Source organism: Streptomyces pacificus, assembly GCF_011766325.1.
GTDB classification, from domain to species: domain Bacteria; phylum Actinomycetota; class Actinomycetes; order Streptomycetales; family Streptomycetaceae; genus Streptomyces; species Streptomyces pacificus.
The window spans coordinates 42,736-64,450 of sequence record NZ_BLLG01000023.1 but is presented as its reverse complement, the minus strand read 5'-3'; the positions used below and the strand labels follow the sequence as shown (position 1 = coordinate 64,450).

Below are 21,715 nucleotides of genomic sequence, written 5' to 3'. Positions count from 1 at the left end.
CTACCGCAGCATCGCGGCCAGCCGGCGGACGACCTGCTCGTCGAACAGGCCGTTGGCCGCCATCCAGTCGTCGTTGAACACGGTGTCCAGATACTTGTCGCCGCCGTCGCAGACCAGCACGACGATGGTGGTACCGGGCTCCTCGCCCCGTGCCCGCTCCAGGGCCTTGTAGACCACGCCGCCCGCCGAACCACCGATCAGGATGCCGAAGTTCCTGGCCAGATAGCGGCAGGTCTCGAAGGCCTCCGAGTCACTGGCCTTGAGCCCCTGGTCGATCAGTTCGTAGTCGACGACACCGCCGATCTCCGAGCCCTCGGGGGTGCCGGTACCGGACTGGTGGTAGGGCGCGCCCTGCCCGCCGAAGACGACGGACCCCACCGGCTCGACGCCGACGATCCTGAGGTCCGGGATACGTTCCCGCAGGGCGCGTCCGGTGCCGCAGAGCGAACCGCCGGTGCCCACCGCCCCGTACAGGTAGTGGATGCCGTCGCCCAGGTCGTCGTGCAGCTCGCGGGCGAGCGGCCGGTAGCCGTTGGGGTTCCCCTGGTTGCGGTGCTGCGCGGTCCAGTACGCGCCGTGCTCGGCCGCGAGCTTCTCTGCCACGGTGTCGCGTTCGGCGGTGGCCAGGCCCTCCTCCTCGCCGGCCACGTTGAGTATGTCGGCCCCGTAGGCGCACATGCCGCGCAGCTTGTCGGTGCTGGAGTGGTTGTCCACCACGGCGGTGAACTTGTATCCGCGTTCGGCGGCGATGAGCGCCAGGCCGAGCCCGGTGTTGCCGGAGGTGGACTCGACCAGCCATCCGCCGGGGGTGAGCAGCCCGGCCTCCTCCGCCTCGTCCACCATGCTCCTGGCCATCCGGATCTTGGCGGTGCCGGTGGGGTTGTACTGCTCCATCTTCAGCACCACGGTCGCCAGGCCGTCCGCGACCGGCAATGCGAGCAGGGGCGTCCGCCCGATCAGGTCGGATATCCGGGTGGTGATCACGGCTTGCCCTTCGCGCAGATCTCCGTCAGACACCGCACGAAGACGTCGTTGTCCCCGGGGGTCGACAGGGAGGCTCGGATGTAGTTCTCGTATCCCGGCTCCTGCCACGCCTTGACGATGACTCCGGCGCGGTGCAGCTCCCGGGCGACCCCCGCGGAGCGGCGGCCGGTGTCGATGAACAGGAAGTTGGTCGAGGACGGGACCACGCCCAGCCCCGCGGCGCGCAGCCGGCCGGTGACCCTGGCGATCTCCAGGCCGGTCCGGCGGACCGTCTCCGCCAGGTGCCGGTGGTCGCCCAGCGCGGCGATGGCGGCCTCCTGGGCCGGCCGGTTGACGTGGTACGGGGTGCGGACCCGGTCCAGTGCCTGGATCAGGGCGGTGTCGGAGGCGATGCCGTACCCCACCCGGATGCCCGCCAGACCGTAGGCCTTGGAGAAGGTGCGCAGCACGATCCACGGCCGGTCCAGGCCGCGCAGCGCCTCCAGCCCGTCGGGGTACCCGGGGTCGGTTCGGGCGAACTCGCCGTACGCCTCGTCGAGCACCAGCAGGGCCGACCGCGGGGTCGCGGCCACGACGACTTCCAGTTGGCCGGCGTCGAGTACCGCGCCGGTGGGGTTGCACGGGTTGGCGAGGAAGACGAGTTTCGGGCCGGCGGCCAGCGCGGCACGCCAGGCGTCCGCGTCGAACCCGAAGCCGGCGGTGACCGGGACCTTCTCGACCCGGGCGCCCATGACGCGGGGGAACGTCTCGTGCAGGCTGAAGCCGGGCGCCTGGGTGACGACCAGGTCCCCGGGGTCGAGTACGGCCTGGCACAGCAGCTGAAGGATGTTCTCCGAGCCGTTGCCGAGCACGACGCGCCCGGCCGGCACGTCCAGGCTCCTGCCGACGGCCTCGGCGAGCCGTCTGCCGGTGGGGTCGGGGTAGCGGGAGAGGCCGTCGGCCAGACTCCGCCCCGCCGCTTCGGCCGCGGCCGGGGAGACCCCGAACGGGCTCTCGTTGTTGGATAGTTTGATCACACGGCGGGCGCCGCTGAGAGCGGCCACCTCGTCCGGGTCGGCGCCGGGATCGTAGCGGGGCAGACCCGCGACCTCAGCGCGGATCAGGGGGGTCGTGGCGGCCGTAGCGGCGGCTGCGGGTGCGTGGTTCATGAGGACTCCGGTTCCGGGACGGGTGCGCCGGCCGACGCCCGGTGGAGCCGGTCGACGCGGCGCAGGAAGGCGACCAGCAGGATGGCCGCGGTGGCGGCGAGGCCGATGGTCTGGCCGATCCACACGCCCTCGACGCCCCAGTCGGCAACCAGCCCCAGCAGACAGCCGGCGGGCAGGCCGATCAGCCAGTAGCCGACCAGGGAGATCCGGAACGGCCCGGCGGTGTCGCCGATCCCGCGCAGGATGCCGTTGCCGATGTTCTGCGCGGCGTCGAAGACCTGCATGAGGGCGGCGATCAGCAGTCCGGTCGCGGTCAGCGCGAGGATGTCCGCGTTTCCGGCGTGCTCGGCCGAGATGAAGAGGGACACGATCGGCTCCGGGAACGCCAGGTAGGCGACGGCGACGGCCAGCATGGCGACGACGCCCCAGCCCGTACCGAGGAGCCCCGTTCTGCGTGCCGTCACATAGTCGTCGGCACCGGCGGCCTCGCTGATGTGGATCGACGCCGCGTGCGAGAGGCCGGCGGAGACCATGAAGGCGATGTACACGATCTGGTTCAGCACCGTCTGCGCCGCCAGGGCGTCGACGCCCAGGGAGCCGATGACCAGGGTGAGTACGCTGAAGAACCCCGCCTCCGAGGCGTATGTGCCCGAGATCGGCAGGCCGAGGCGCCAGACGGAGCCGACCGCGTCCCCTGACCAGCGCCGCGCGGCGGGCGAGGTGAGGTACGGGCGCAGGACGCCGTCCCGCAGGATCACCGCGGTGAACGCCAGGAAGGACAGCAGGAACACCGTGACCGTGGCGATCGCGACACCGACGAAGCCGAACGCGGGCAGGCCGAACCTGCCGTAGATCAGCGCGTAGTTCAGGCCGATGGTGACGACGACCGAGGCCAGGGTGATGGCCAGCAGCGGGCCGGGCCGCTTGAGGCCGGTGGTGAAGTGCCGCAGGTTCTGGAACCACAGGCAGGGCAGCATGCCGGGCGCCAGGACCGCCAGGAACTCGCCGGCCTTGCCGACCACCGCGGGGTCCTGCCCCAGCAGGACGAGCAACGGGCCGATCAGCAGGAGCACCGCGCAGAACACCGCACCGCACACGGTCGCCCAGAAGAACCCCGCGAACAGCAGCGCGCCGATCCGCTCCCGGTCGTCCCGCACCCGCGCCTCGGCCACCAGGTTGCTGACTCCGGTGACCAGTCCGGTGCCGGTGGTGCGCAACTGGTTGAACAGCGCGATGGCCAGACCGGCGGCGGCGATCTCGACGGCGCCGAGCCTGCCCAGCATCACGATGTCCACGGTGGTGAGCGCGACATAGGCGAAGTTGGTCAGGATCAGCGGGAGTGCGAGCCTGAGCAGCGCCCGTGAGTTCCCGACCCACCAGGCGGCGCCGTGGCCGGCCGCCCCGGCGGCCCCGGCCGGCTCTGTTGCACCGGTCGCATCGGGCGTACCGTTCGTCCCGGCCGACGCGGTCGCATCGGGCGTACCGTTCGTCCCGGCCGACGCGGTCGCATCGGTCGTACTGGCCTTACCGTTCGTTCGGGTGCTGCTCACCAGAAGTTGACCTTTTCCCCGCGCCCGGCCGCACGGGCGAGGTCGGCTATGTACCGGCCCAGCGCGGCGTCGGTGACCGCCATTCCGCTGTTGTAGGCGAAGACCACGTCGTCCGGATGGCGCCGGGCAGGTGCCCGGCCGAGCAGGACGTCCGGCAGCTGGGCGTCGACCGACGGCAGGCTGCCGTCCTCGCCCCGCAGGTCCTCGCAGGTGGCGTGCATCTGGGCGGCGTCCGTGGCGATCCGGTAGTCCGCGCCGTGGCACACGTCGGCGTGTACTCCGTACCCGAGGAGTACCGCGACCGAGCCCGGCTTCATCCAGTCGCGCCGTACCTCGTCCGTGGCGGAGAGACCCGCTGCGCCGATCACGATGTCGGCCGCACCGGCGGCCTCCCGGAGGTCGTTGACGATCTCGACGTCGCGGCCGTCGACGCTGTCTTGGACGGCGCGCAGACCGTCGGGGTAGGTGCCGAACACCTGCAGCCGCTCCAGCCCCGGCAGCGCTGCGAGCAGCATCGGCAGAGCCGCCTGCCCCTGGACGCCGGTGCCGACGACCAGGGCGCTCCGCGCGTCGGGGCAGGCCTCGCGCGCCAGCAGCGCGGTGGTGGCCGAGGACCGCAGCGGCCCGAGCTTCACCACGTCCATCAGGGCGATGGGCTGCCCTGTGGTGTCGTCGACGAGGAAGACGAACGAGTGGAACCGGTAGCCGTCCCTGGTGCGGCGCGGGTCGAACTCGTAGACGGCCTTGAAGCAGACCGTGCCGCTGCCGCCGTCCCTGGCCACCATCGAGTAGCTGAGGGAGCGGTGGCCGGGATCGTCGATGACGGTCTTGACGGGGTTGTCCGAGCCGCCGCCTTCGCGCAGCGCGCGGTAGGCCCGCTCGACGACCTCGATCACCTGCCGGTGGTCGAGGTCCAGCCCTTCCTGCTGCGACTGCGGCAGCAGCCACAGCTGTCCGGGCGGGGCGTAGCACATTGACATACGGGAGTTCTCCCTTGGTGGTCGCATTGCATCAGTTCGAGGTCTCATCGGGTTCCGTCCAGTCGCCAGCGCGGAGGGGCCCCGTCGTCACCGAGCCGGACAACGGCCTTGAGCGGCAGTGGGGCGTCATGGAACGGCGACTCGTTGGAGTCCATCTGGTAGCCGGCCGTGTTGAGGTAGACCAGGTGGTCACCGCGCCGCACGGGCCGCGGGAAGCCGATCTTCCGCCAGGTGACCAGGTCGTTCTCCAGGCACGTCGAGCCCGCGACGCAGGCCGGGAACAGCTCGTCGGCGGCCGTCTGCGCGGACATCAGCAGCGGGTCGGGGAGGTAGTCGCTGTTGAACCACTGTTCGGAGAGGCTGAAGCTGCTGCCGGCGACGGTGACGATCGCGTACCCGTCGCCGTCCCGCCGGTCGTCGACCTGCTGTACCCGGTACAGGGTGAATCCGGCCTGGTCCAGCAGGGCCCGGCCGGGCTCGGCGAGGAAGCGGATGCCGTGGCGTCCGGCCTTCGCCGACAGGCTCTCGCCACCGTCGACCGGGTGCGCCATGATCGCGCGCACCGCCTGGGCGGCGGACTGCCCCCCGTACGGGTAGAAGTCCTTGAAGCCCCTGGCCCCGTGGTAGTGGGCCGGCTCGTTCCGCTCCAGGAACTGTTCCCAGAGCCGCGGCTCGACATAGCGGACCGGCAACCCGCCGCCGATGTCGACCAGTTCCGCGGAGAGCGAGCCCCGCCTCCTGGCGTCGAGGCAGTGCTCGATCATCTCGTTCGCCGCCGTGGCGCGTTCCACCGCGGAGTAGCCGTTCAGATGGAAGGAGAATCCCAGCAGGTCGATGTGGTGGGCGAGTTCCCCGCAGAGGCCGACGGCGACCGCGCGTTCGGCTGCGGACAGCCCGAAGCGGCTTCCCGGCTGGCCGGCCGTGCGGCACCGCAGCAGCACCGCGGCCCGGCGGTGCGCGGCCCGCGCGGTAGCGGCGAGCCGGCGGAGTTCACTGAGCGAGTCGACGGCGACCAGGCAGCCGTGCTGAACGGCCAGAGCGTGCAGCGCGTCGTCCTTCTCCGGGCCGGACACCCCGATCCGGTGTCCCGGCACTCCGCCGGCCAGCGCCTTGACCAGTTCGGGGGTGCTGGCGACGTCGACGCCCACCCCCAGGGCGGCGGCCGATGTGACGTAGCAGTCGGCCTTGTTGGCCTTCTTGGCGAACAGGATGTCGGCGGTGGCGCCCGCCGCGGCGAACGCCTGCCGGAGTTCGGCGACGTTCTCCTCGAAGATCTCGGGCAGCACGATGTGCAGGGGTGAACCCAGGCCGTCCAGGAGGTCGGCCAGCAGGGCGCGGTGATCCGCCAGGAGCCTGGAGACCGTGGGATGCCGGAGTGCGGTGAGCGTCGAAGGCCGGACTCCGACCGTCGGGCGCTCCAGCACGTGTCGTGAGATGAGCACCCGGTACTTCTATACGATTATGACACTCATTTTCAATACGGATCGGGGTGGAGATCCTCTCGCGCGGAGCGCAAAGGAGTTCCCATCGCCGCATATCGGACGACGTCTGGTCCGGCGGGCCGCGCTTCGCTCCGGCGGTCTCCCTCACGCTGCCGGGGCGCGGCGGCGAGGCCCGGCGGGGCGGTACCGGCCGCAACCGCCGGGCGCGGCCGGTGCCGCACGGGCGGTGATGTGCTTATCGCTCCGCGGTGTTGCCCCGTGAGGGAGCCGTTCCGGTGGGCGGAGCGGCACCGTCTGTGCGCCTTCCCGGCGTGAGGGCGGCGGCTGGGCACTATGGCCCGGGTGAGCGTCTGGTTGCCGGTACTCGTCCTGCTCGGGCTGACCGTGGCCGCGGTCGCCGGCCTCTACGGGCTGAGCGCGCTGCTGACCCAACGGGCCGCTGTCTGCGCCCCGATGCCGTTCGCGGGCGGTCTGACGCCGCGTGAGCACGCCTTCTCCCGCTTTCACGTCAGGTGGTACCCGGTCACCATGATCTTTCTGGCCTTCGACATGGAGATGCTGTTCATGTATCCGTGGGTCAGGGTGGTCCGCCAGATGGGCCCGCCCGCGGTCATCGAGATGTTCCTCTTCCTGGGCATCCTCTTCGCGGCGGTCGCCTACGCCTGGCGCGAGGGCGCACTGCGGTGGACCTGATCGGCGTGCTGCGGCGCGTGGTCGCCCGGCGGCCTCCCGTTCTGCTGGTGGCCATGCCCGGCGCCACCCGGGAACGGCTCGCGGTGGAGGCCGAACTCACCCGGCGGGGCTGGCCGTCCGCCGCGAGCCCGGCGGCCGCCGCGGGACTCGTCGTGGCCGGCCTGCCGGGCGGTGAGCGGCCGCGGTGGCTGGAGGGGCTGTGGCACGGCATGCCCCGGCCGAAGGCGCACGTCGCCGTCGACCATGCCGGCGATGCGTCTCATGCCCTGGGCGTGCTGAGCGGGTTGCTGGCCACGGGGCGTGAGGGCGAAGCGCCCTGGGCGGTCTCCACCGGCTCCCCCCGGGAAGCTCGGGGTGCTGGGCGCCAGGACCGAGGCGGCGGCCAGGGCGCGCACCGTCGCCAGGAGACGGGAGGCCGTGACGAGCGGGGCGGACGGGGCGAGCGGGGCGGACGCGAAGGTCACGGCAGCACGAACGGACGGGACGGACGGAGCGAGTGGGGCGGACGCGGCAGCCACAGCGGCCACCACGGACGCGACGGACGCGACGGACTCGACAGCGCGCACGGCCGGGACGGCCACGGCGGCCACGGGGAAGCGGGGGGCCAGGGCGGGCATCGCGAAGGCGTCACCGCCGGGCTGCCGATGGCCGGGCGTGCCGATGACCGTGACGGCCTGCGGCTGGACCGGCTGCACCTTCCCCTGGGCCCGGCACTCGCGGACTGGCCGGCAGGCCTGGTCCTGGATGTCGCACTCCAGGGAGACGTGCTCCAGTCGGCCGAGGAGCACCCGGGGGAGGCCGCTCCGGCCGGGCGGTATCCGTACTGGAGCGAACCGTGGCTGCGTGCGGCAGGGGGCGAGGCGGTGACCAGGGGGGCCGCGGAACGCCGGCGCTGTGCGTCCCATCTGGACAGCGTGGGCCGGTTCCTGGCCGTTTCCGGATGGCCCCGGCCGGCCGCCCGGGCGCGTGGTCTGCGCGATCGGCTGCTGCACGGAGCAGCGGCGGGCGATGTCGCTCCGGAGGTCCTGCGGCTGACGCGCGGGGTCGCCCGTTCGCGGACGCTGCGCTGGCTGACGCGCGGGCTCGGGGAGCTGCCCGCCGGGCGGGCCGGGGAACTCGGCGTCACCGGCCCGGCGCTCACCGCCGGCGGTGACGTCCACGCCCGTCTGTGTGTCTGGTTGAGGGAGATCGAGTGCTCGGTGCACCGCATGGACGATGCTCGCGCCGTCGCCGACGCCGGCGGACCCCGAGGGCGGCTGGACGGTGGCCTGCCGCCCTCCCGGGCACTGCTCGACGCCCTGCTCCCGCTGCTGCCGGGTGCGGAGTTCGCCTGCGCGCGGCTGGTCCTGGCGAGTTTCGATCCGGATCCCGACGAGTTCGCGGGGGCCGGGCATGCCTGAGGCGGCGCCGCTGTGGGCGGCCCTCGTCCTCCCGGCGGCCCTGTGCCTCGGGGCCGTCGCCGCCGCCGGCTTCGACGCGGTGGTGGGCGGGGGCGCCGGGCGGTCCGGCTCCGGTGTGCTCGGCACGGCGTCGGCGCCGCTGCGGGAGGGGCTGCGGCTGCTCGCGCAGCAGCGGCGGACCACCCCCTCGGCCGATGTGGCACTCGGACGTGTCGGCCTCGGCCTGGTGCCGGTGGCCGCGGTCCTCGCCGCTGCGGTGGTGCCGTGGGGTTTCGTTTCGGTGACCGATCCCGCGGTGGGGATCGTGTGGTTCAACGCGATGGAGGTACTGGCCTGGGCAGCGGTCTGGCTCGCGGGCTGGGGGCCGAACTCGGTCCTGTCGCTGATCGGCGGCTACCGCTTCCTCGCGCAGGGGCTCGCCTACGAGTTGCCGCACATGTTCGCGCTGACCACCGCCGGCCTGGGCGCGGAGTCCCTTCGGGTGTCGGACGTGGTCGGCGCCCAGCAGGGGCTGTGGTTCGCGGTGTGGATGCCGGCCGCGTTCGCCGTCTATCTGCTGAGTGCGGCGGCCATGTCCTACTGGGGCCCGTTCGGCTACCCGCTGGGCGGGGACGCGGCGGGCGGCGCCGTCGCGGAGTACAGCGGCGTGGACCGTCTCCTGCTGCTCGGCGGCCGGTGGCTGCTGCTCGTGGCGACCGCGGCGTTCAGCGTGCCCCTGTTCCTCGGCGGCGGGCAGGGGCCCCTGCTGCCGGGCTGGGCGTGGACGCTGCTGAAGACCGCCGCCGTTCTCGCGGTGCTGATCGCGGCGCGGCGGATGCTGCCGGTGCTGCGGGCGGATCGCTACATGGAGTTCGCCTGGATGGTGCTGGTGCCGCTGACGCTGCTGCAGGCGCTGTTCGTCGCCGTCGTGGTACTGAACCGCTAGGGAGCGGCATGCTGGACGACACGGTCTTCTGGGTCCTCTCGGCCCTCGCGGTGGGCAGCGGGATCATGGTGTTCCGCTTCGACTCCATGGCGCGGGCCACGTATGCGCTGCTGCTGTCGCTGCTCTGCGTCGGCGGTCTGCTCATCCTGCTCGGACTCGACTATCTCGGCGTGGTCATCGTGCTGATGATGACCATCGAGATGGCCATCATGGGCGTGTTCATGGTGATGTACATGATGAACCCGGCGGGGCTCGTGCCGATGTCCATGCTGCACAACAAGAAGGGCGCGGCGGCCCTCTGCACGGGTGTCTTCCTGCTGATGGCCCTGGGCATCGTCCTGGCGCCGTGGCCGCCGCGGGCGGGGACGGCGGAGGAGGACCCGACCAGAGCACTGGGCGAGTCCCTGATGGGTCCGCAGATGCTGACGATGATGACCCTGGGCTTCGCCCTGTTCTCGACCATCGTGGCCACGGTGCTGCTGGCCACCCATCGGGGCCGCTACGACCGGCTGGGGGACGATCTGCGGGCACGCCGCGCCGACGACCCGGTACCGGGAGGAGTGGGCCGGTGAACCTGGAACTGTTCCTGCTGGTCGCCGCGGCGCTGTTCGGCGTGGGGCTGTTCGGTGCGCTGACCCAGCAGTCCGTGGTGATGCTGATGATGGGTCTGGAGCTCATGCTCGGCGGCGTCATCCTGGCCGCCGCGGCCGTCTGGCACCACCTCGCCCCCGCCTCCGCCGACGGGCAGGTGCTGGTCGTCGTCGCCATCACCGTGATGGCGGTGGAGATGGCGATCGGATTCGCAGTGGTCACCGCCCTGTTCCGGGCCCGGGAGGTCGATATGACGGACCAGGCCGGGGACTTGAGTGCATGAGCGCGTCGCTGTGGGCGCTGGTCGCCCTGCCGCCGGCGAGCGGTGTGCTGCTGTGCCTCGCGGGGCGGCGGGCCGACCGCGTCGCCCCCGCGACCGCCGTCTCCGTCGCCGCCGCCTCGGTCGTCCTCGCCGTGGCCGCGGCCTTCGCCCAGCCGCGGGCCGGCGCCCCGCTGCTGCGGGGAGCGGCGTTCGGTCTCGCGGTGGACGGCCTGTCGGGCCTGATGGTGGTGACCGTCACCGCCGTCGCCGCGCTCGTCCTCCTCTTCGGCACCGCGGACATCGGGCCGGACCAGGCGCGGGCGAGGTTCTTCGGCATGATGCTGCTGTTCGTCGGGGCGATGCTGGTCACCGTCACCGCGACGACCCTGCCCGCCCTGCTGATGGGCTGGGAGGTGATGGGCGCCACCTCGTGGGCGCTGATCGGCTACTGGTGGCACGACCCGGTGCGGGGCGAGGCCGCCGGAGTCGCATTCCTCACCACCCGGGCCGCGGACCTCGGACTCTATCTCGCCGCCGGCGCCGCGCTGGCCGGGGGCAGCAGCCTGGCCCTGGCCGACCTGGACCAGGTCGACCGGCCCTGGCTGCACCTGGTCGCGGCGGGGGTGATCGCCGCCGCGCTGGGCAAGTCGGCCCAGCTGCCGTTCAGTTTCTGGCTGTCGAGAGCGATGCAGGGGCCCAGCCCGGTGTCGGCTCTGCTGCACTCCGCGACGATGGTCGTCGCCGGGGCGTACCTCTTGATCAGAACGGGACCGCTGCTGGCCGCCTCGGGCTGGGGCAGCGGCGCCACCGCCTGGATCGGTGCGGCCACCGCGTTCGCGCTCGGACTCGTCGCCGTGGCGCAGCGCGACCTCAAGCAGCTGCTCGCCGCCTCCAGCTGCGCCCAGATCGGGTTCATGGTGCTCGCGGCCGGTGCCGGTTCGGCCGTCGGCGGCACCCTCCAGCTCATCGCCCACGCCGCGGCGAAGAGCCTGGCCTTCCTCGTCGCCGGCTGCTGGCTCACCCTGCTCGGCACCAAGGAGCTGCCGCGGCTGCGCGGAGCCGCCCGCGCGGCGCCGGTGGCCGGGGTGGCGTTCAGCGTCGCCGCGCTGAGCCTCGCCGGTGTGCCACCGCTGTCGCTGTGGGCCGCCAAGGACGTCCTGCTGGCCGGGGCGCTCGCGTACTCCCCCGCGCTGTACGCGGCCGGACTCGCGGCCGCGGCGGTGTCCGCCGTGTACGGCACCAGGGCGCTGTGGTACGTCTGGCAGCCCCCTGCCGCGCCGCGGCCCGCCCCCGGCGCGCCCGGCCCGAAACGCGTGTCCGCAGCCGAGGGCGTGCCGTTCGCCGCGCTGTCCGCAGCCGCGGTGGCACTGACCGCCCTGGTCCTGCCCCCGGTGCGGGCGGCCGTCGCGCGGACACTCGGCGCGATCGGCGAACCGCAGCCCTTTCTGTGGGAGTTCGCCGTCAGCGGCCTGCTGGCGCTGTCCGTCGCCGCAGCGGTCTGGGCATGGGCCGAGCGCCCCGGCCCGGTGCCACGGCGGTTCGCCCGGTGGGCCGCCGGCTGGTTCGGGCTGGAGGCCGCGTCCCGGGCCGTCCTGGTGCGCCCCGTCCAGCGCCTGGCCGAAGGACTCGCCGCCTTCGACGACCGGGTCCTGGACCGCGGCGTCGACGGGCTGGCTCGCGGCGCACTCCGGCTCGCCGGCCTGGCCGACCGCGGGGTGGAGCCGGCGGTGGACGGGCCGGCGCGGGGCACGGCCGCGGCGGGCCGGGCCCTCGGGCGGCTCGCGCGCCGCCCGCAGACCGGGCAGCTGCACCAGTACCTCGCCCAGGCCGTCGCCGCCTTCACCGTTCTCGCCGCCGTCCTCGTCCTCGTCCTCGTCCTCGTGAGGTGACCGCCGTGCTCACGGCCATCGTCCTGCTGCCCGCCGCCGCGGCCGCCCTGCTGCTGTGCCTGCCGCGCCGCACACCCCGCGCCGTGCACCTCGGCGTGTGGGCGGCGGTCTCCGCGGTCGTTCTCGCGCTGACGCTGGCCGTGTGGGCGGGCTACCGCGCCGGGGAGGGCATCCAGTACGAGACGTACGCGCGGTGGATCCCCAGCGCCGGTATCGGCTACCACGTCGGCGTCGACGGGCTGTCGCTGCCGCTGCTGGCGATGACCGGGGTGCTGTTCCTCGCGTGCGCCTGCTACGCGTCGCGCGAGACGCGTCGGGTGCGCGACTTCGCGGCGCTGTTCCTCCTCCTGGAGACGACGTGCCTCGGACTCTTCGCAGCCCTTGACCTGATCCTCTTCTTCGTCTTCTTCGACCTGTCGATCGTGGCGATGTACTTCATCATCGCCGGCTGGGGCCATCGGGGCGCCGCACAGGCGGCGCTGAAGTTCTTCCTCTACACCTTCGCCGGGTCGCTCGCCCTGCTCCTCGGGTTCATCGGGCTCTACCTCGCCGCCGACCCGCACACCTTCGACATGGTGGCGCTCACCCGCGAGAACCCGCTCGCCGGACGTTCCGCCTACGGAGCCCTGGTGCTGCTGGCCCTGGGCGTGGGACTGGCCGTGAAGACGCCCACCGTGCCCTTCCACACCTGGCTGCCGCCCGCGCACACCGAGGCACCCGCGGCGGGGTCGGCCATCCTCGCCGGTGTGCTGCTGAAGATGGGGACCTACGGGTTCCTGCGGATCGCCATGCCGGTACTGCCCCAGGCCTGGCGCGAGTACGCCCTCGCCTTCGTCCTCGTCGGGGTGGTATCCGTGCTCTACGGGGCGCTGGTCGCGCTGGCCCAGACCGAGTTCAAACGGATGATCGCCTACACCAGCGTCAACCACATGGGCTACATCGTCCTCGCCGTCGGCGCCGCCGCGGCAGCCGGGACGGACACGGCGGACGCCCGCCGTCTCGCGGTGACCGGGGCGACCTTCCAGATGGTCAGCCACGGGCTGCTCACCGGGGCGCTGTTCCTGCTCGCCGGTGTGCTCTACGAGCGCGGCCGCACCTACGACATGGCCGCCTACTCCGGCATCGCGGCCCGGGCACCGCTGTTCGCGGCACTCACCGCAGTGGCCGTCTTCGGCTCACTCGGACTCCCCGGCTTCTCCGGCTTCATCGCCGAGTTCCAGATCCTGGCGGGCAGCCTGGGGCCGCGCCCGGTGGCGACCGCACTGGCCGTCGCCGGCATCCTGCTCACCGCCGCCCTGCTGGTGCGGGCGCTGCAGCGGATGTTCCTCGGACCACTGCGGCTTCCGGACACCGCGGGTGCCTCCCGGGCCTTCGCCGACGTCCGCGCCCACGAGGGAGCGGCCATCGTGCCGCTGCTCGCCCTCGCCGTCGTCCTCGGCCTCGTGCCGCGCTTCGTGCTGGACGTCATCGAGCCGGCCTCACGCGGTGTGCTGGAGCTGCTGGCCCGATGACCGCGATGAACGAGAACCCGCTCTTCCTGCTGCCCGAGGTGCTCCTCGGCGGCTCCGCCGTGCTCGGGCTGCTTCTCGGCGCCTGGCTCCCCCGCCACCGCCAGTGGCTTGTCGCCGCCCTGGGCGCCACCGCCTGCACGGCCGGCGTCGCGGCGGCCGCGGCGGGCGCCGCGGGCGCCGGCGTCACGGCCTTCGACGGGGCCTTCGCCGTCGATCCCGTGACCTCGACCGTGCGGATCGTCGTCCTCGGCGGAACGCTCGTCGTCCTGGCGCTGAGCACCACCCTCCTGCGCGGGCAGGCCCGCGAGAGCGAGTTCCACGTGCTCGTCCAGCTCTCGGCCCTGGGTGCGCTGATGCTCGCCGGCTCCCAGGACCTCCTCCTCGTCGCCGCCGCGTACCTCCTGGCGAGCGTCCCCTCCTACGCACTGGCCGGCTTCCTCAAGGACGGGCCCGGTACCGAGGCGGCGCTGAAGTACTTCGTGGTCGGAGCGCTGCTCGGCGTCCTCCTCCTCACCGGCATCACCGTGGTGTTCGCGGCGGGCGGGGGCACCGGGTACTCCCGGCTCGGCGACGCCCTGCCCGAGGCGCCGGCCGCCCTCGTCGGCACCGGACTGGTCGGCGTGTTCGCCGGGCTCCTCTTCAAAGCCGGAGCGGTGCCCGGCCACTTCTGGGTGCCCGACGCCGTCCAGGGCAGCTCGCCGCCCGCCGCCGCGCTGCTCACGACCCTGCCCAAGGTCGGAGCGCTGGCCGCCCTCTACCGGCTGCTCGCCGCGCCCCTCGCCGGCACCGACGTGCCCTGGCCGGAGGTCGTGGCCGTACTGGCCGCCCTGTCCATGACGCTGGGGAACTTCGGCGCCTTCTTCCAGACCGACGTCAAACGGCTGCTGGCGTACTCCGCCGTCAGTCAGGTCGGCTATCTGCTCATGCCCGTCGCGGTGGCGGGCGCGAGTGCGCGGGCCCAGCCCGCGCTGCTCTACTACCTGGCCGCCTACGCCCTGACCAATCTGGGGGCCTTCGCCGTGGTGTGCTCGCTCCCCCGGGCGCGGAACCTGGAGGACTACCGCGGCCTCCTGCGGCGGCACCCGGCGCTGGCGCTCAGTCTGATCGTCTGCCTGCTCGGTCTCCTCGGCACTCCGCCCACGGCCGTGTTCCTCGGCAAGCTCGAGGTGTTCACGGCGGCCGTCGACGGCGGACTGGCCTGGCTGGCCGTGGTAGCCGCCGTGAACACGGTGGCGTCCCTCTTCTACTACCTGCGCTGGATCCGGCCCGCCGTCTCCGGCGGGGAGGCGTCCCCGCCCCACCGGGCGCTGCGGCCGCCGGCCGTGCTGGCCTGCGTGACCGCCGCCGCCTCGGTGGTCCTGGGGGTTGCCGGGGGCCCGGTGCTCGGCCTCATGACCGGAGCCCTCGCCGGCTGACCCCCGCGCGTCCGGAGCGCGGCACCGGGGCACCGCGCCCGGCGCCGGCGGCGGCGGACACCGCCGCTGCCGGCGCCGGCGGTACGCCCGTCGCCGGGTCGAGCCCTCCGAGGCGGCAGGGGCCGTCCGTATGCGGCGGCCCACCGCGTCCACAGCCGTCAGCGCACCGGGCCGCCGACGGCCCGAAGACCGGCCGGCGGCAACCCACCGCGCGGACTCAGCCCCTGTCCGGGCCGGGACCGGAGCCCGCACCAGAAGCAGAACCGGAGCCGGAGCCGGAGCCGGAGCCGGAGCCGATGAAACGGTTCACCGTCGCCGCCAGTTCGGGGCCGCGGTCCTCCTGGAGGAAGTGCCCGCCGCCGGTGACGGTGGCGTGCTCCTGCCCCTGCGCGCCGGGGACGCGTTCGCGGAAGACCCGGTCGAGACCCCGGGTGATCGGGTCCTCGTCGCTGAACGCGCACAGGAACGGCTTGTCGAAGCGCTCCAGCACCTGCCAGGCGTCGCGGTTCGGGCCCACGGCCGGGTCGTCGGGGGAGACGGGGACGAGCATCGGGAACTGGCGGGCACCGGCCTTGAACGACTCGTCGGGGAACGGCGCGTCGTATGCCGCCCTCACCTCCCGGGACAGCTCGCTGCGGCAGCCGAGGGCGACGATGTCCGCCGCGCGAAGGTCGGGGGCGGTCTGGCTGAACTCCCGCCACTGCAGGAACGCCTTCGCCGGTTCGCCCTCCCCCGTCGGCAGGAAGGTGTTGGCCACAACGACCCGGGCGAAGCGGTCGGGGTGCTCCGCCACGAGACGCAGACCGATGAGACCTCCCCAGTCCTGGCACACGAGGGTGACCCCGCGCAGGTCCAGGCGGTCGAACAGAGCCTCGCGCATCCAGTCCACATGGCGCTGGTAGGTGTAGTCCGAGCGGGCCGCCGGCTTGTCGGAGCGCCCGAAGCCGATGAGGTCGGGGGCGACGCAGCGGTGGCCTGCTCCGCTGAGCACCGGGATCATACGGCGGTAGAGGTAGGACCACGACGGCTCGCCGTGCATCAGCAGCACGGTCTCCCCGGAACCGCCGTCGCCCTCGTCGACGTAGTGCGCCCGCAAGGTGCCGTCGCTCCCGTCACCCGCCGCCACATCCACGTAGGACGGCTCGAAAGGGTAGTCGGGGAGATCCCGGAAACGCTCGTCGGGTGTGCGCAGGATCTGCATGGGACCGTCCGTCTCCTCAGAAGCGAATACCGCGGCTGTGCGCCACACGGTTGCCAGCCGACTCCTGCGCGGAGACCGGCCCGTCGTCGCCCCGTCCCCCGCTGGAGGAAGGATCCGGCCCCCGCTCGTCGGGGACGGCGGTCCGACGCGGGCCGCGGACCGCCGCGGCGGTCACTCCGGCAGGTGTCGCGGCCCCCACCCTTCCACAGATGTGGAACCCGTTCTACCTTGTGGTCCCGGTACCCGCGCTGTCGTGTACGCCGGAGGGCTCCCGGGGCGGCTCCGGGCCGGGCAGAGCCATCCGGTATCGGCCCATGCGTCCGCGTCAGACCTGCCGGTACCTGCGGCGCAGCTCCCGGGGACTGGTCCCGAAGCGCCGGCGGAAGGCCGTGCTGAGGGCGCTCGCCGAGGAGAACCCGAGGGCGCAGGCCAGTTCACTGATCGTCATATGCGTGTACTCGGGGCGCTGGAGGCGGTCGCGGACCACACGCAGCCGCTCCTCCCTGATCAGCTCGCGCGGTGTGGTGCCGGCCCTCTGGAGGGCGAGCTGGACCTGGCGGAGCGACCAGCCGAGCGCGTGCGCCATCGACGCACCGCTGAGATCCGGCTCGGCCGCGTGCTCGCGCGCATAGCGGCGGATGGCGGCCTCGACCTGCGCCAGATGGTCCGGCGCGTCCGGGCGGTCGTCACCGGCGGCGACCATGCACAGCAGCTCGACGGCGCGGTCGGCGACCGCGTCGAACTGCGCGGCGTCCAGGCGCGTGCGCTCGGCGTGCAGGCTGAGCAGCATGCCGTGCAGAACCCGTCCCAGCCCCGTGGTCAGGTCCAGTTCGGCGTCCAGCGGGGCCTTGCGGTTGAGCGGTCCGTCGATCCCGCGGGCCGGTATCGACAGGATGACGCCGCTCAGCATCGAGTCGTGGAGCAGCTCGAACGGGGCGTCCAGCGTCATCAGCCTGCCGAACCCCGGGGCGAGCCGCGCCTCCTGGCCGCTGTGGCGCAGCGTCATCTCCCCCTCGAGCGGGAACAGGAAGCGGTAGTCCGGTGCGGGATCCTGGCGCACCAGCCCGGGCGTCCGGACGTACTCGATCCGGTCGCTGCGCCAGCCGATGAGCTCGTAGTCCGCACTGCGCTGGCTGGTCAGTTCACCGCGGAAACCGTCCCGGCGGGCGTACCTGAAGTCCAGCCGGGTGTGGCGCGAGTCGACCTGCTCGCTCCAGAAGTCGGCCCGCTCCCGCGGCTCGACATGCGCCGTCGAGTGTGTGGCCACGCTGTACGTTCCCGCACGCAAGAGCGCCCCTCCGCCTTCACGCGTCCCTGTCCGTGGCGAAGGCCGCTCCGCGCTTCCCGGCAGCCTCCGCGCGGGCATCGTAGTGCAGACAAGCAGGACCGCCTACCCGTCGTGACCGCGCGCACACGTGGAGCGTGCCGACCGGCCGATTCCTCCCGGAAACCTCTGCGCCCGGCGGCAAGACCTCTGCGCGTGAGAGGTAGTGGGCAGGTCCGGCCGGGGCTAACGTCGGCGGCTCCCGCAGGCTCGAGCCGTCTTGAGGACTTCATGACTGAACAGATACCGGAGGCGGTGGTCTGGTGCCTGGCCGTCGGTCTCCTGGCCGTCACCGTGCTCCTGGCGCGCCAGCGCGGGATCAGCGCGCGGCAGAGGAAGCGGAACGGGGAACTCGCCGGGGACCTGCTCAGCCGCGAGGAGGAACTGCGCCATCTGGTCACCGTCCGGCTGCCCGCCCTGGAGGAATCGGCGCACCGGCCCGCGCCCGGTGTCGGGCTGCTCGACACGCGACTCGCGGAAACGGACTTCGCGAAGTGCCTGGACGGTGTGCTCGAGCGGTTCGCGGAGGCCGTGGGGCGTTCCCAGGCCCGGGCCGACCGGTCGGCGAAGGCGGCGCTGAAGTCCTCCATGCGCTCCATCCAGGCCCTGGCCAGCGAGCAGCAGGTGGCCATCTCGGAGATGCAGGACCGCCACGACCACCCCGACGTCCTGCGCGATCTCCTGGAAATCGACCACGCGAACGCCCAGTTCGGCCGCCGCGCCCAGGCCATCGCCGTGCTCTGCGGATCCTGGCCGGGGCGGCAGCGGGCGGCCTCCGCGCTGACCGACGTGGTGCGCGGGTCCACTTCCCGGATCCGCGACTACCGGCGGATCCGGATCCACGGCGAGGTCGACATCGCCGTCGAGAGCCGGGCGGTGGAGCCCGTGGTCCTGGCCGTCGCGGAGCTGCTGGACAACGCCGCGCGCCACTCGCAGCCCAGCACCCAGGTCGAGGTGGGCATCCGGTCGGTGCACAACGGTGCCTGCGTCGTGATCGACGACGCGGGCGTCGGCATGGACGGGCAGGCGCTGGAGAAGGCCGCGCTGCTGCTGTCCGGCCGGCACACGGTGGACGTCACCCGGCTGGACGACCCTCCGCAGTTCGGGTTCGCCGTGGTCGGGGTGCTCGCCCAGCGCTACGGGTTCGGCGTCTCCGTGGACACCCACTCTCCGTACGGGGGTGTCCGGGCCGTCGTGTTCCTCCCGGGGGCGCTGCTCACCCACCGGGACGCCGCGGACGGCACCGCCGAGGCAGCCCACGCGGGGGGCTCCCCCGCTGCCGGGCCGGCGTCCCGGCCGCCGTCGGAACCGCCCGTCGGAGCCGCGGCCCCGACGACCGCGGGAGGACTGCCGAGGCGCCGCCGCCGGGCCGCGCAGGGTCCGGCGGCCGCACGGCCCGCGCCGACGGCCGCCGCCGAGGCCGGCACCCGGTCGGCCGAGGAGACCGCGCGGAGAATCGGCGCGTTCGCACGCGGCACCCTCAACGGGCGCGCCGCCGAGGACACCCCCCGGGACACCGCCCGGCGCGCCGCCGGCGAAGACGCCCGAGACACCTCCCATGACGACGAAGGGAACAACCGAGGATGATCGAGCCCACGAACAACGAGTTGGGCTGGATGCTCGATGAGGTCCTGAAGGTGCCCGGGGCGCTGCACGCGATCCTGCTCTCCGCGGACGGCATGCTCAGGGCCCACTCGGAGCGCATCGGCAGGGACGACGCGGAGCGCCTGGCGGCCGGGCTCTCGGGCGTTCAGTCCATCAGCCGCAGCACGGCCGAGTTCTGCGACCGCGCCGACACCCCGTGGCGGCAGACGCTGATCGAGTTCGCCCACGGCTACGTGTTCCTCGTCGCCGCCGGAGAGGGCGCCTACCTCGCGGTGTCCACCACGGAGAACGTGGACATGGAGGCGGTCACCTACCGGATGCACAAACTGGTCGACCGGCTCGGCAGGGAGCTGACCAGCCCGGCGCGGCAGGGAACCGGCAGCCTGGCATGAGTCCCCCCAGACCACGCCCCTCGGGGCGCCTGGTGCGGCCCTACGTGGTCACGGAGGGCCGCGCCCACCCGAGCCGCGGCACCCTCGATCTCGTGACCCTGCTCATCGCGGCGGACGGGCCGCCCCCGAGCGGCCTGGGGCCCGAGAAGCGGCGGCTCACGGAGCTCTGCCGTCCCGGGGCACTGTCCGTCGCGGAGGTGGCCGGTCATCTGTCGCTGCCGGTCAGCGTCACGAAGGTGCTGGTGGCCGATCTCATGGACAGCGGGCACATCGTCGCCCTCGCCCCGATCCCTGCGGCCCTGCCGTCCGATGCCCGCATCCTGAAGGAGGTGCTCGATGGGCTCCGCGCCCGCCTCTGACGACATCCATCTCCGGCCTGGTGTACGCACCGCGGTCAAGATCCTCGTCGTCGGCCATTTCGCGGTCGGCAAGACCACCCTGGTGGGAACGCTGTCCGAGATCCGCCCCCTGCACACCGAAGAGGTGATGACCGAGGCGGGTGCCCTGGTGGACGACCTGGGGGGCGCCCACGGCAAGACGACCACCACGGTCGCCCTCGACTTCGGACGGCTCACCGTCAGCGACAACGTGGTGCTGTACCTTTTCGGCACTCCGGGGCAGCAGCGGTTCACCGAACTGTGGCGGGACATGACCCGCGGCGCGCTCGGTGCCCTCGTCCTGGCCGACACCCGCCGCCTCGGCCAGTCGTTCGACATCATGGGCGTCCTGGAGGAGCTGGGCCTGCCCTACGCCGTTGCCCTCAACGAGTTCGACGGCGCCCCGGGGCACTCGCTGGAAGAGGTGCGCGAAGCCCTCGACCTGCTCCCGGACACCCCACTCGTCCGCTGTGACGCCCGCGACCGGCACTCCTCCACCCGGGCGCTGGTCTCCCTCGTCGAGTACCTCCTGACCCGCACCAGCGAACTGGAGCACGCGTGACCCCCGAACCCATCCCCGTGCCCGAGACCGGCCGCCGCTGCCCCGAGCCGCTGTACGGGGCGGAGTTCGCGGCGGATCCCGCCGCCGCCTACCGGCGGATGCGGCGGACCGGGCCGACGGCGCCCGTCGAGCTGTCGCCCGGGGTGCGGGCCACACTCGTCACCGGCTACGACGCCGCGCTCCACGTGCTGCGCAGCCCCGAGACGTTCTCGAAGGACTCCCGCCGGTGGCGGGACATGGCCGACGGCACCGTGCCCGCCGACTGCCCGGTCGCCCCGATGATGGCCTACCGGCCGAACGCCCTGCTGACCGACGGGCCGGAGCACCGCCGTCTGCGCGGGGCGATCACGGAGAGCCTGGGTGCCGTGGAGCCCCATGCGCTGCGCGGCTACGTGGAGCGGAGCGCCGACTCGCTCATCGACCGGTTCGCCGCCTCCGGCCAGGTGGACCTGCTCGCCGGATACGCCCAGCCGCTGCCCCTGCTGGTGCTCAACCAGATGCTCGGCTGCCCTCCCGAGTACGGTGAGCGGCTGGTCGAGGGCATGGCCGGCATCTTCGGACTCGTCGACGCCGAGAAGGCGAACGAACTCCTCACCCGGACCGTGAGCGCTCTGATCGCGCTGAAGCGCGAGAAGCCGGGGCGGGACGTGACCTCGCGGCTCATCGCCCATCCCGCGCGGCTGACGGACGAGGAACTCGTGCACACCCTGGTCCTGCTGATCGGCGCCGGGACCGAGCCCGAGCAGAACCTGATCGCGAACAGCCTGCGCCTGCTGCTGTCCGACGACCGCTTCGCGGGCAGTCTGTCGGGAGGGAGCCTGCCCGTGGAGGACGCCCTCGACGAGGTGCTGTGGACCGACCCTCCCATGGCCAACTACGCCGTGCACTTCCCCGTGCACGACGTCCTGTACGAGGGGACCCTCCTCAGGGAGGGGCACCCGCTCGTGGTCAGTTTCGCCGCGGCGAACACCGACCCCGCGCTGGCCGGGGAGCAGCACCCGGGCAACCGCGCCCATCTCGCGTGGAGCGCCGGCCCGCACTCCTGCCCCGCGCAGGGCGCGGCGCGGCTGATCGCCGCCGTGGCCGTCGAGAAGCTCCTGGACCGTGTCCCGGACATGGAACTCGCCGTCCCGGTGCAGGACCTCCAGTGGCGGCCGGGGCCGTTCTACCGCGCCCTCGCCGCTCTGCCGGTCTCCTTCCGGCCCACCGCCGTCACCACCGCTGTCGACGGCACCGTCGACAGCCCCGTCACCAGCGCCGCGGAGGGCGGACGGGGCCCGGGGGGCGGAGGGGACACGGCGGGCAGCGGAGCCGCGGGCGCCGGGCTGCCCACGGGCGACGGGGCGTCCACGTCCGCGGTCCGGCGCGGGAGCGCGCCGGACCGGGGGCTGCGCGGCGCACCGGCGGCCGCGGCACCGGCGAGCGGCTGGGCCCGGCTGCTCGCCTGGTGGCGGGGGGAGTGAT

General features: G+C 73.2%; 20 protein-coding genes. 13 read left to right on the top strand and 7 right to left on the bottom strand.

Features of this window, described 5'->3' with window-relative positions:
• Genes SCWH03_RS25800 through SCWH03_RS25780 form a run of 5 tightly spaced genes read right to left on the bottom strand, consistent with a single transcriptional unit; the run spans position 1 to position 6,104 of the window.
• On the bottom strand, positions 1 to 984 hold the full coding sequence (locus SCWH03_RS25800) for a PLP-dependent cysteine synthase family protein (protein ID WP_173266941.1): 984 nt from the start codon (positions 982 to 984) through the stop codon (positions 1 to 3).
• Positions 981 to 2,132, bottom strand: coding sequence for a histidinol-phosphate transaminase (hisC, locus tag SCWH03_RS25795; protein ID WP_173266903.1), 1,152 nt, complete (start codon positions 2,130 to 2,132; stop codon positions 981 to 983). The genes SCWH03_RS25800 and hisC overlap by 4 nt, the downstream gene beginning before the upstream one ends.
• Positions 2,129 to 3,682 carry an MATE family efflux transporter gene (locus tag SCWH03_RS25790; RefSeq protein WP_254077023.1) on the bottom strand — a complete coding sequence of 518 codons (1,554 nt, stop codon included), beginning with the start codon at positions 3,680 to 3,682 and terminating at the stop codon, positions 2,129 to 2,131. Before SCWH03_RS25790 ends, hisC begins: the two co-directional genes overlap by 4 nt.
• Positions 3,679 to 4,662 carry an ornithine cyclodeaminase gene (locus SCWH03_RS25785; RefSeq protein WP_173266901.1) on the bottom strand — a complete coding sequence of 328 codons (984 nt, stop codon included), beginning with the start codon at positions 4,660 to 4,662 and terminating at the stop codon, positions 3,679 to 3,681. The genes SCWH03_RS25790 and SCWH03_RS25785 overlap by 4 nt, the downstream gene beginning before the upstream one ends.
• A 44-nt stretch (positions 4,663 to 4,706) precedes the next feature.
• Complete coding sequence (locus SCWH03_RS25780; RefSeq protein ID WP_254077022.1) at positions 4,707 to 6,104, bottom strand: alanine racemase; 1,398 nt, start codon at positions 6,102 to 6,104, stop codon at positions 4,707 to 4,709.
• Positions 6,105 to 6,437: 333 nt separating this feature from the next.
• Here SCWH03_RS25780 and SCWH03_RS25775 point away from each other — a divergent pair, with 333 nt between their 5' ends.
• The 8 genes from SCWH03_RS25775 to SCWH03_RS25740 are packed head-to-tail and all read left to right on the top strand — an operon-like array spanning position 6,438 to position 14,790.
• Complete coding sequence (locus SCWH03_RS25775) at positions 6,438 to 6,797, top strand: NADH-quinone oxidoreductase subunit A (protein WP_173266899.1); 360 nt, start codon at positions 6,438 to 6,440, stop codon at positions 6,795 to 6,797.
• A complete protein-coding gene (locus SCWH03_RS25770) occupies positions 6,788 to 8,197 on the top strand; it encodes a hypothetical protein (protein ID WP_173266898.1) in 1,410 nt (469 codons plus the stop codon). The genes SCWH03_RS25775 and SCWH03_RS25770 overlap by 10 nt, the downstream gene beginning before the upstream one ends.
• Entirely contained in the window at positions 8,190 to 9,122 is a 933-nt protein-coding gene (locus SCWH03_RS25765; RefSeq protein WP_173266896.1) for an NADH-quinone oxidoreductase subunit H, read from the top strand. Before SCWH03_RS25770 ends, SCWH03_RS25765 begins: the two co-directional genes overlap by 8 nt.
• Before the next feature lie 8 nt (positions 9,123 to 9,130).
• The gene (locus tag SCWH03_RS25760) at positions 9,131 to 9,694 is read left to right on the top strand and encodes an NADH-quinone oxidoreductase subunit J (RefSeq protein ID WP_173266894.1); all 564 of its coding nucleotides are present in this window, start codon (positions 9,131 to 9,133) and stop codon (positions 9,692 to 9,694) included.
• The gene (nuoK, locus tag SCWH03_RS25755; RefSeq protein WP_173266893.1) at positions 9,691 to 9,996 is read left to right on the top strand and encodes an NADH-quinone oxidoreductase subunit NuoK; all 306 of its coding nucleotides are present in this window, start codon (positions 9,691 to 9,693) and stop codon (positions 9,994 to 9,996) included. Before SCWH03_RS25760 ends, nuoK begins: the two co-directional genes overlap by 4 nt.
• The gene (locus SCWH03_RS25750; protein WP_173266892.1) at positions 9,993 to 11,864 is read left to right on the top strand and encodes an NADH-quinone oxidoreductase subunit 5 family protein; all 1,872 of its coding nucleotides are present in this window, start codon (positions 9,993 to 9,995) and stop codon (positions 11,862 to 11,864) included. The genes nuoK and SCWH03_RS25750 overlap by 4 nt, the downstream gene beginning before the upstream one ends.
• A 5-nt stretch (positions 11,865 to 11,869) precedes the next feature.
• On the top strand, positions 11,870 to 13,375 hold the full coding sequence (locus SCWH03_RS25745) for a complex I subunit 4 family protein (protein ID WP_173266891.1): 1,506 nt from the start codon (positions 11,870 to 11,872) through the stop codon (positions 13,373 to 13,375).
• Positions 13,372 to 14,790, top strand: coding sequence for an NADH-quinone oxidoreductase subunit N (locus tag SCWH03_RS25740; RefSeq protein ID WP_173266890.1), 1,419 nt, complete (start codon positions 13,372 to 13,374; stop codon positions 14,788 to 14,790). Before SCWH03_RS25745 ends, SCWH03_RS25740 begins: the two co-directional genes overlap by 4 nt.
• A 217-nt stretch (positions 14,791 to 15,007) precedes the next feature.
• Here the strand turns inward: SCWH03_RS25740 and SCWH03_RS25735 are convergent, their stop codons facing one another.
• On the bottom strand, positions 15,008 to 15,991 hold the full coding sequence (locus SCWH03_RS25735) for a haloalkane dehalogenase (protein ID WP_254077021.1): 984 nt from the start codon (positions 15,989 to 15,991) through the stop codon (positions 15,008 to 15,010).
• Positions 15,992 to 16,316: 325 nt separating this feature from the next.
• Positions 16,317 to 17,258 carry an AraC family transcriptional regulator gene (locus tag SCWH03_RS25730; protein WP_173266889.1) on the bottom strand — a complete coding sequence of 314 codons (942 nt, stop codon included), beginning with the start codon at positions 17,256 to 17,258 and terminating at the stop codon, positions 16,317 to 16,319.
• Between the two features lie 288 nt (positions 17,259 to 17,546).
• Here SCWH03_RS25730 and SCWH03_RS25725 point away from each other — a divergent pair, with 288 nt between their 5' ends.
• The 5 genes from SCWH03_RS25725 to SCWH03_RS25705 are packed head-to-tail and all read left to right on the top strand — an operon-like array spanning position 17,547 to position 21,714.
• Positions 17,547 to 18,902, top strand: coding sequence for an ATP-binding protein (locus tag SCWH03_RS25725; RefSeq protein ID WP_173266888.1), 1,356 nt, complete (start codon positions 17,547 to 17,549; stop codon positions 18,900 to 18,902).
• On the top strand, positions 18,899 to 19,312 hold the full coding sequence (locus tag SCWH03_RS25720) for a roadblock/LC7 domain-containing protein (protein ID WP_173266887.1): 414 nt from the start codon (positions 18,899 to 18,901) through the stop codon (positions 19,310 to 19,312). The genes SCWH03_RS25725 and SCWH03_RS25720 overlap by 4 nt, the downstream gene beginning before the upstream one ends.
• The gene (locus SCWH03_RS25715) at positions 19,309 to 19,671 is read left to right on the top strand and encodes a DUF742 domain-containing protein (protein ID WP_173266886.1); all 363 of its coding nucleotides are present in this window, start codon (positions 19,309 to 19,311) and stop codon (positions 19,669 to 19,671) included. Before SCWH03_RS25720 ends, SCWH03_RS25715 begins: the two co-directional genes overlap by 4 nt.
• Positions 19,649 to 20,251 (top strand): GTP-binding protein, encoded by a 603-nt coding sequence (locus tag SCWH03_RS25710; RefSeq protein WP_173266885.1) that lies wholly within the window; start codon positions 19,649 to 19,651, stop codon positions 20,249 to 20,251. Before SCWH03_RS25715 ends, SCWH03_RS25710 begins: the two co-directional genes overlap by 23 nt.
• Complete coding sequence (locus SCWH03_RS25705) at positions 20,248 to 21,714, top strand: cytochrome P450 (RefSeq protein WP_173266884.1); 1,467 nt, start codon at positions 20,248 to 20,250, stop codon at positions 21,712 to 21,714. Before SCWH03_RS25710 ends, SCWH03_RS25705 begins: the two co-directional genes overlap by 4 nt.
• Position 21,715: the final 1 nt, after the last annotated feature.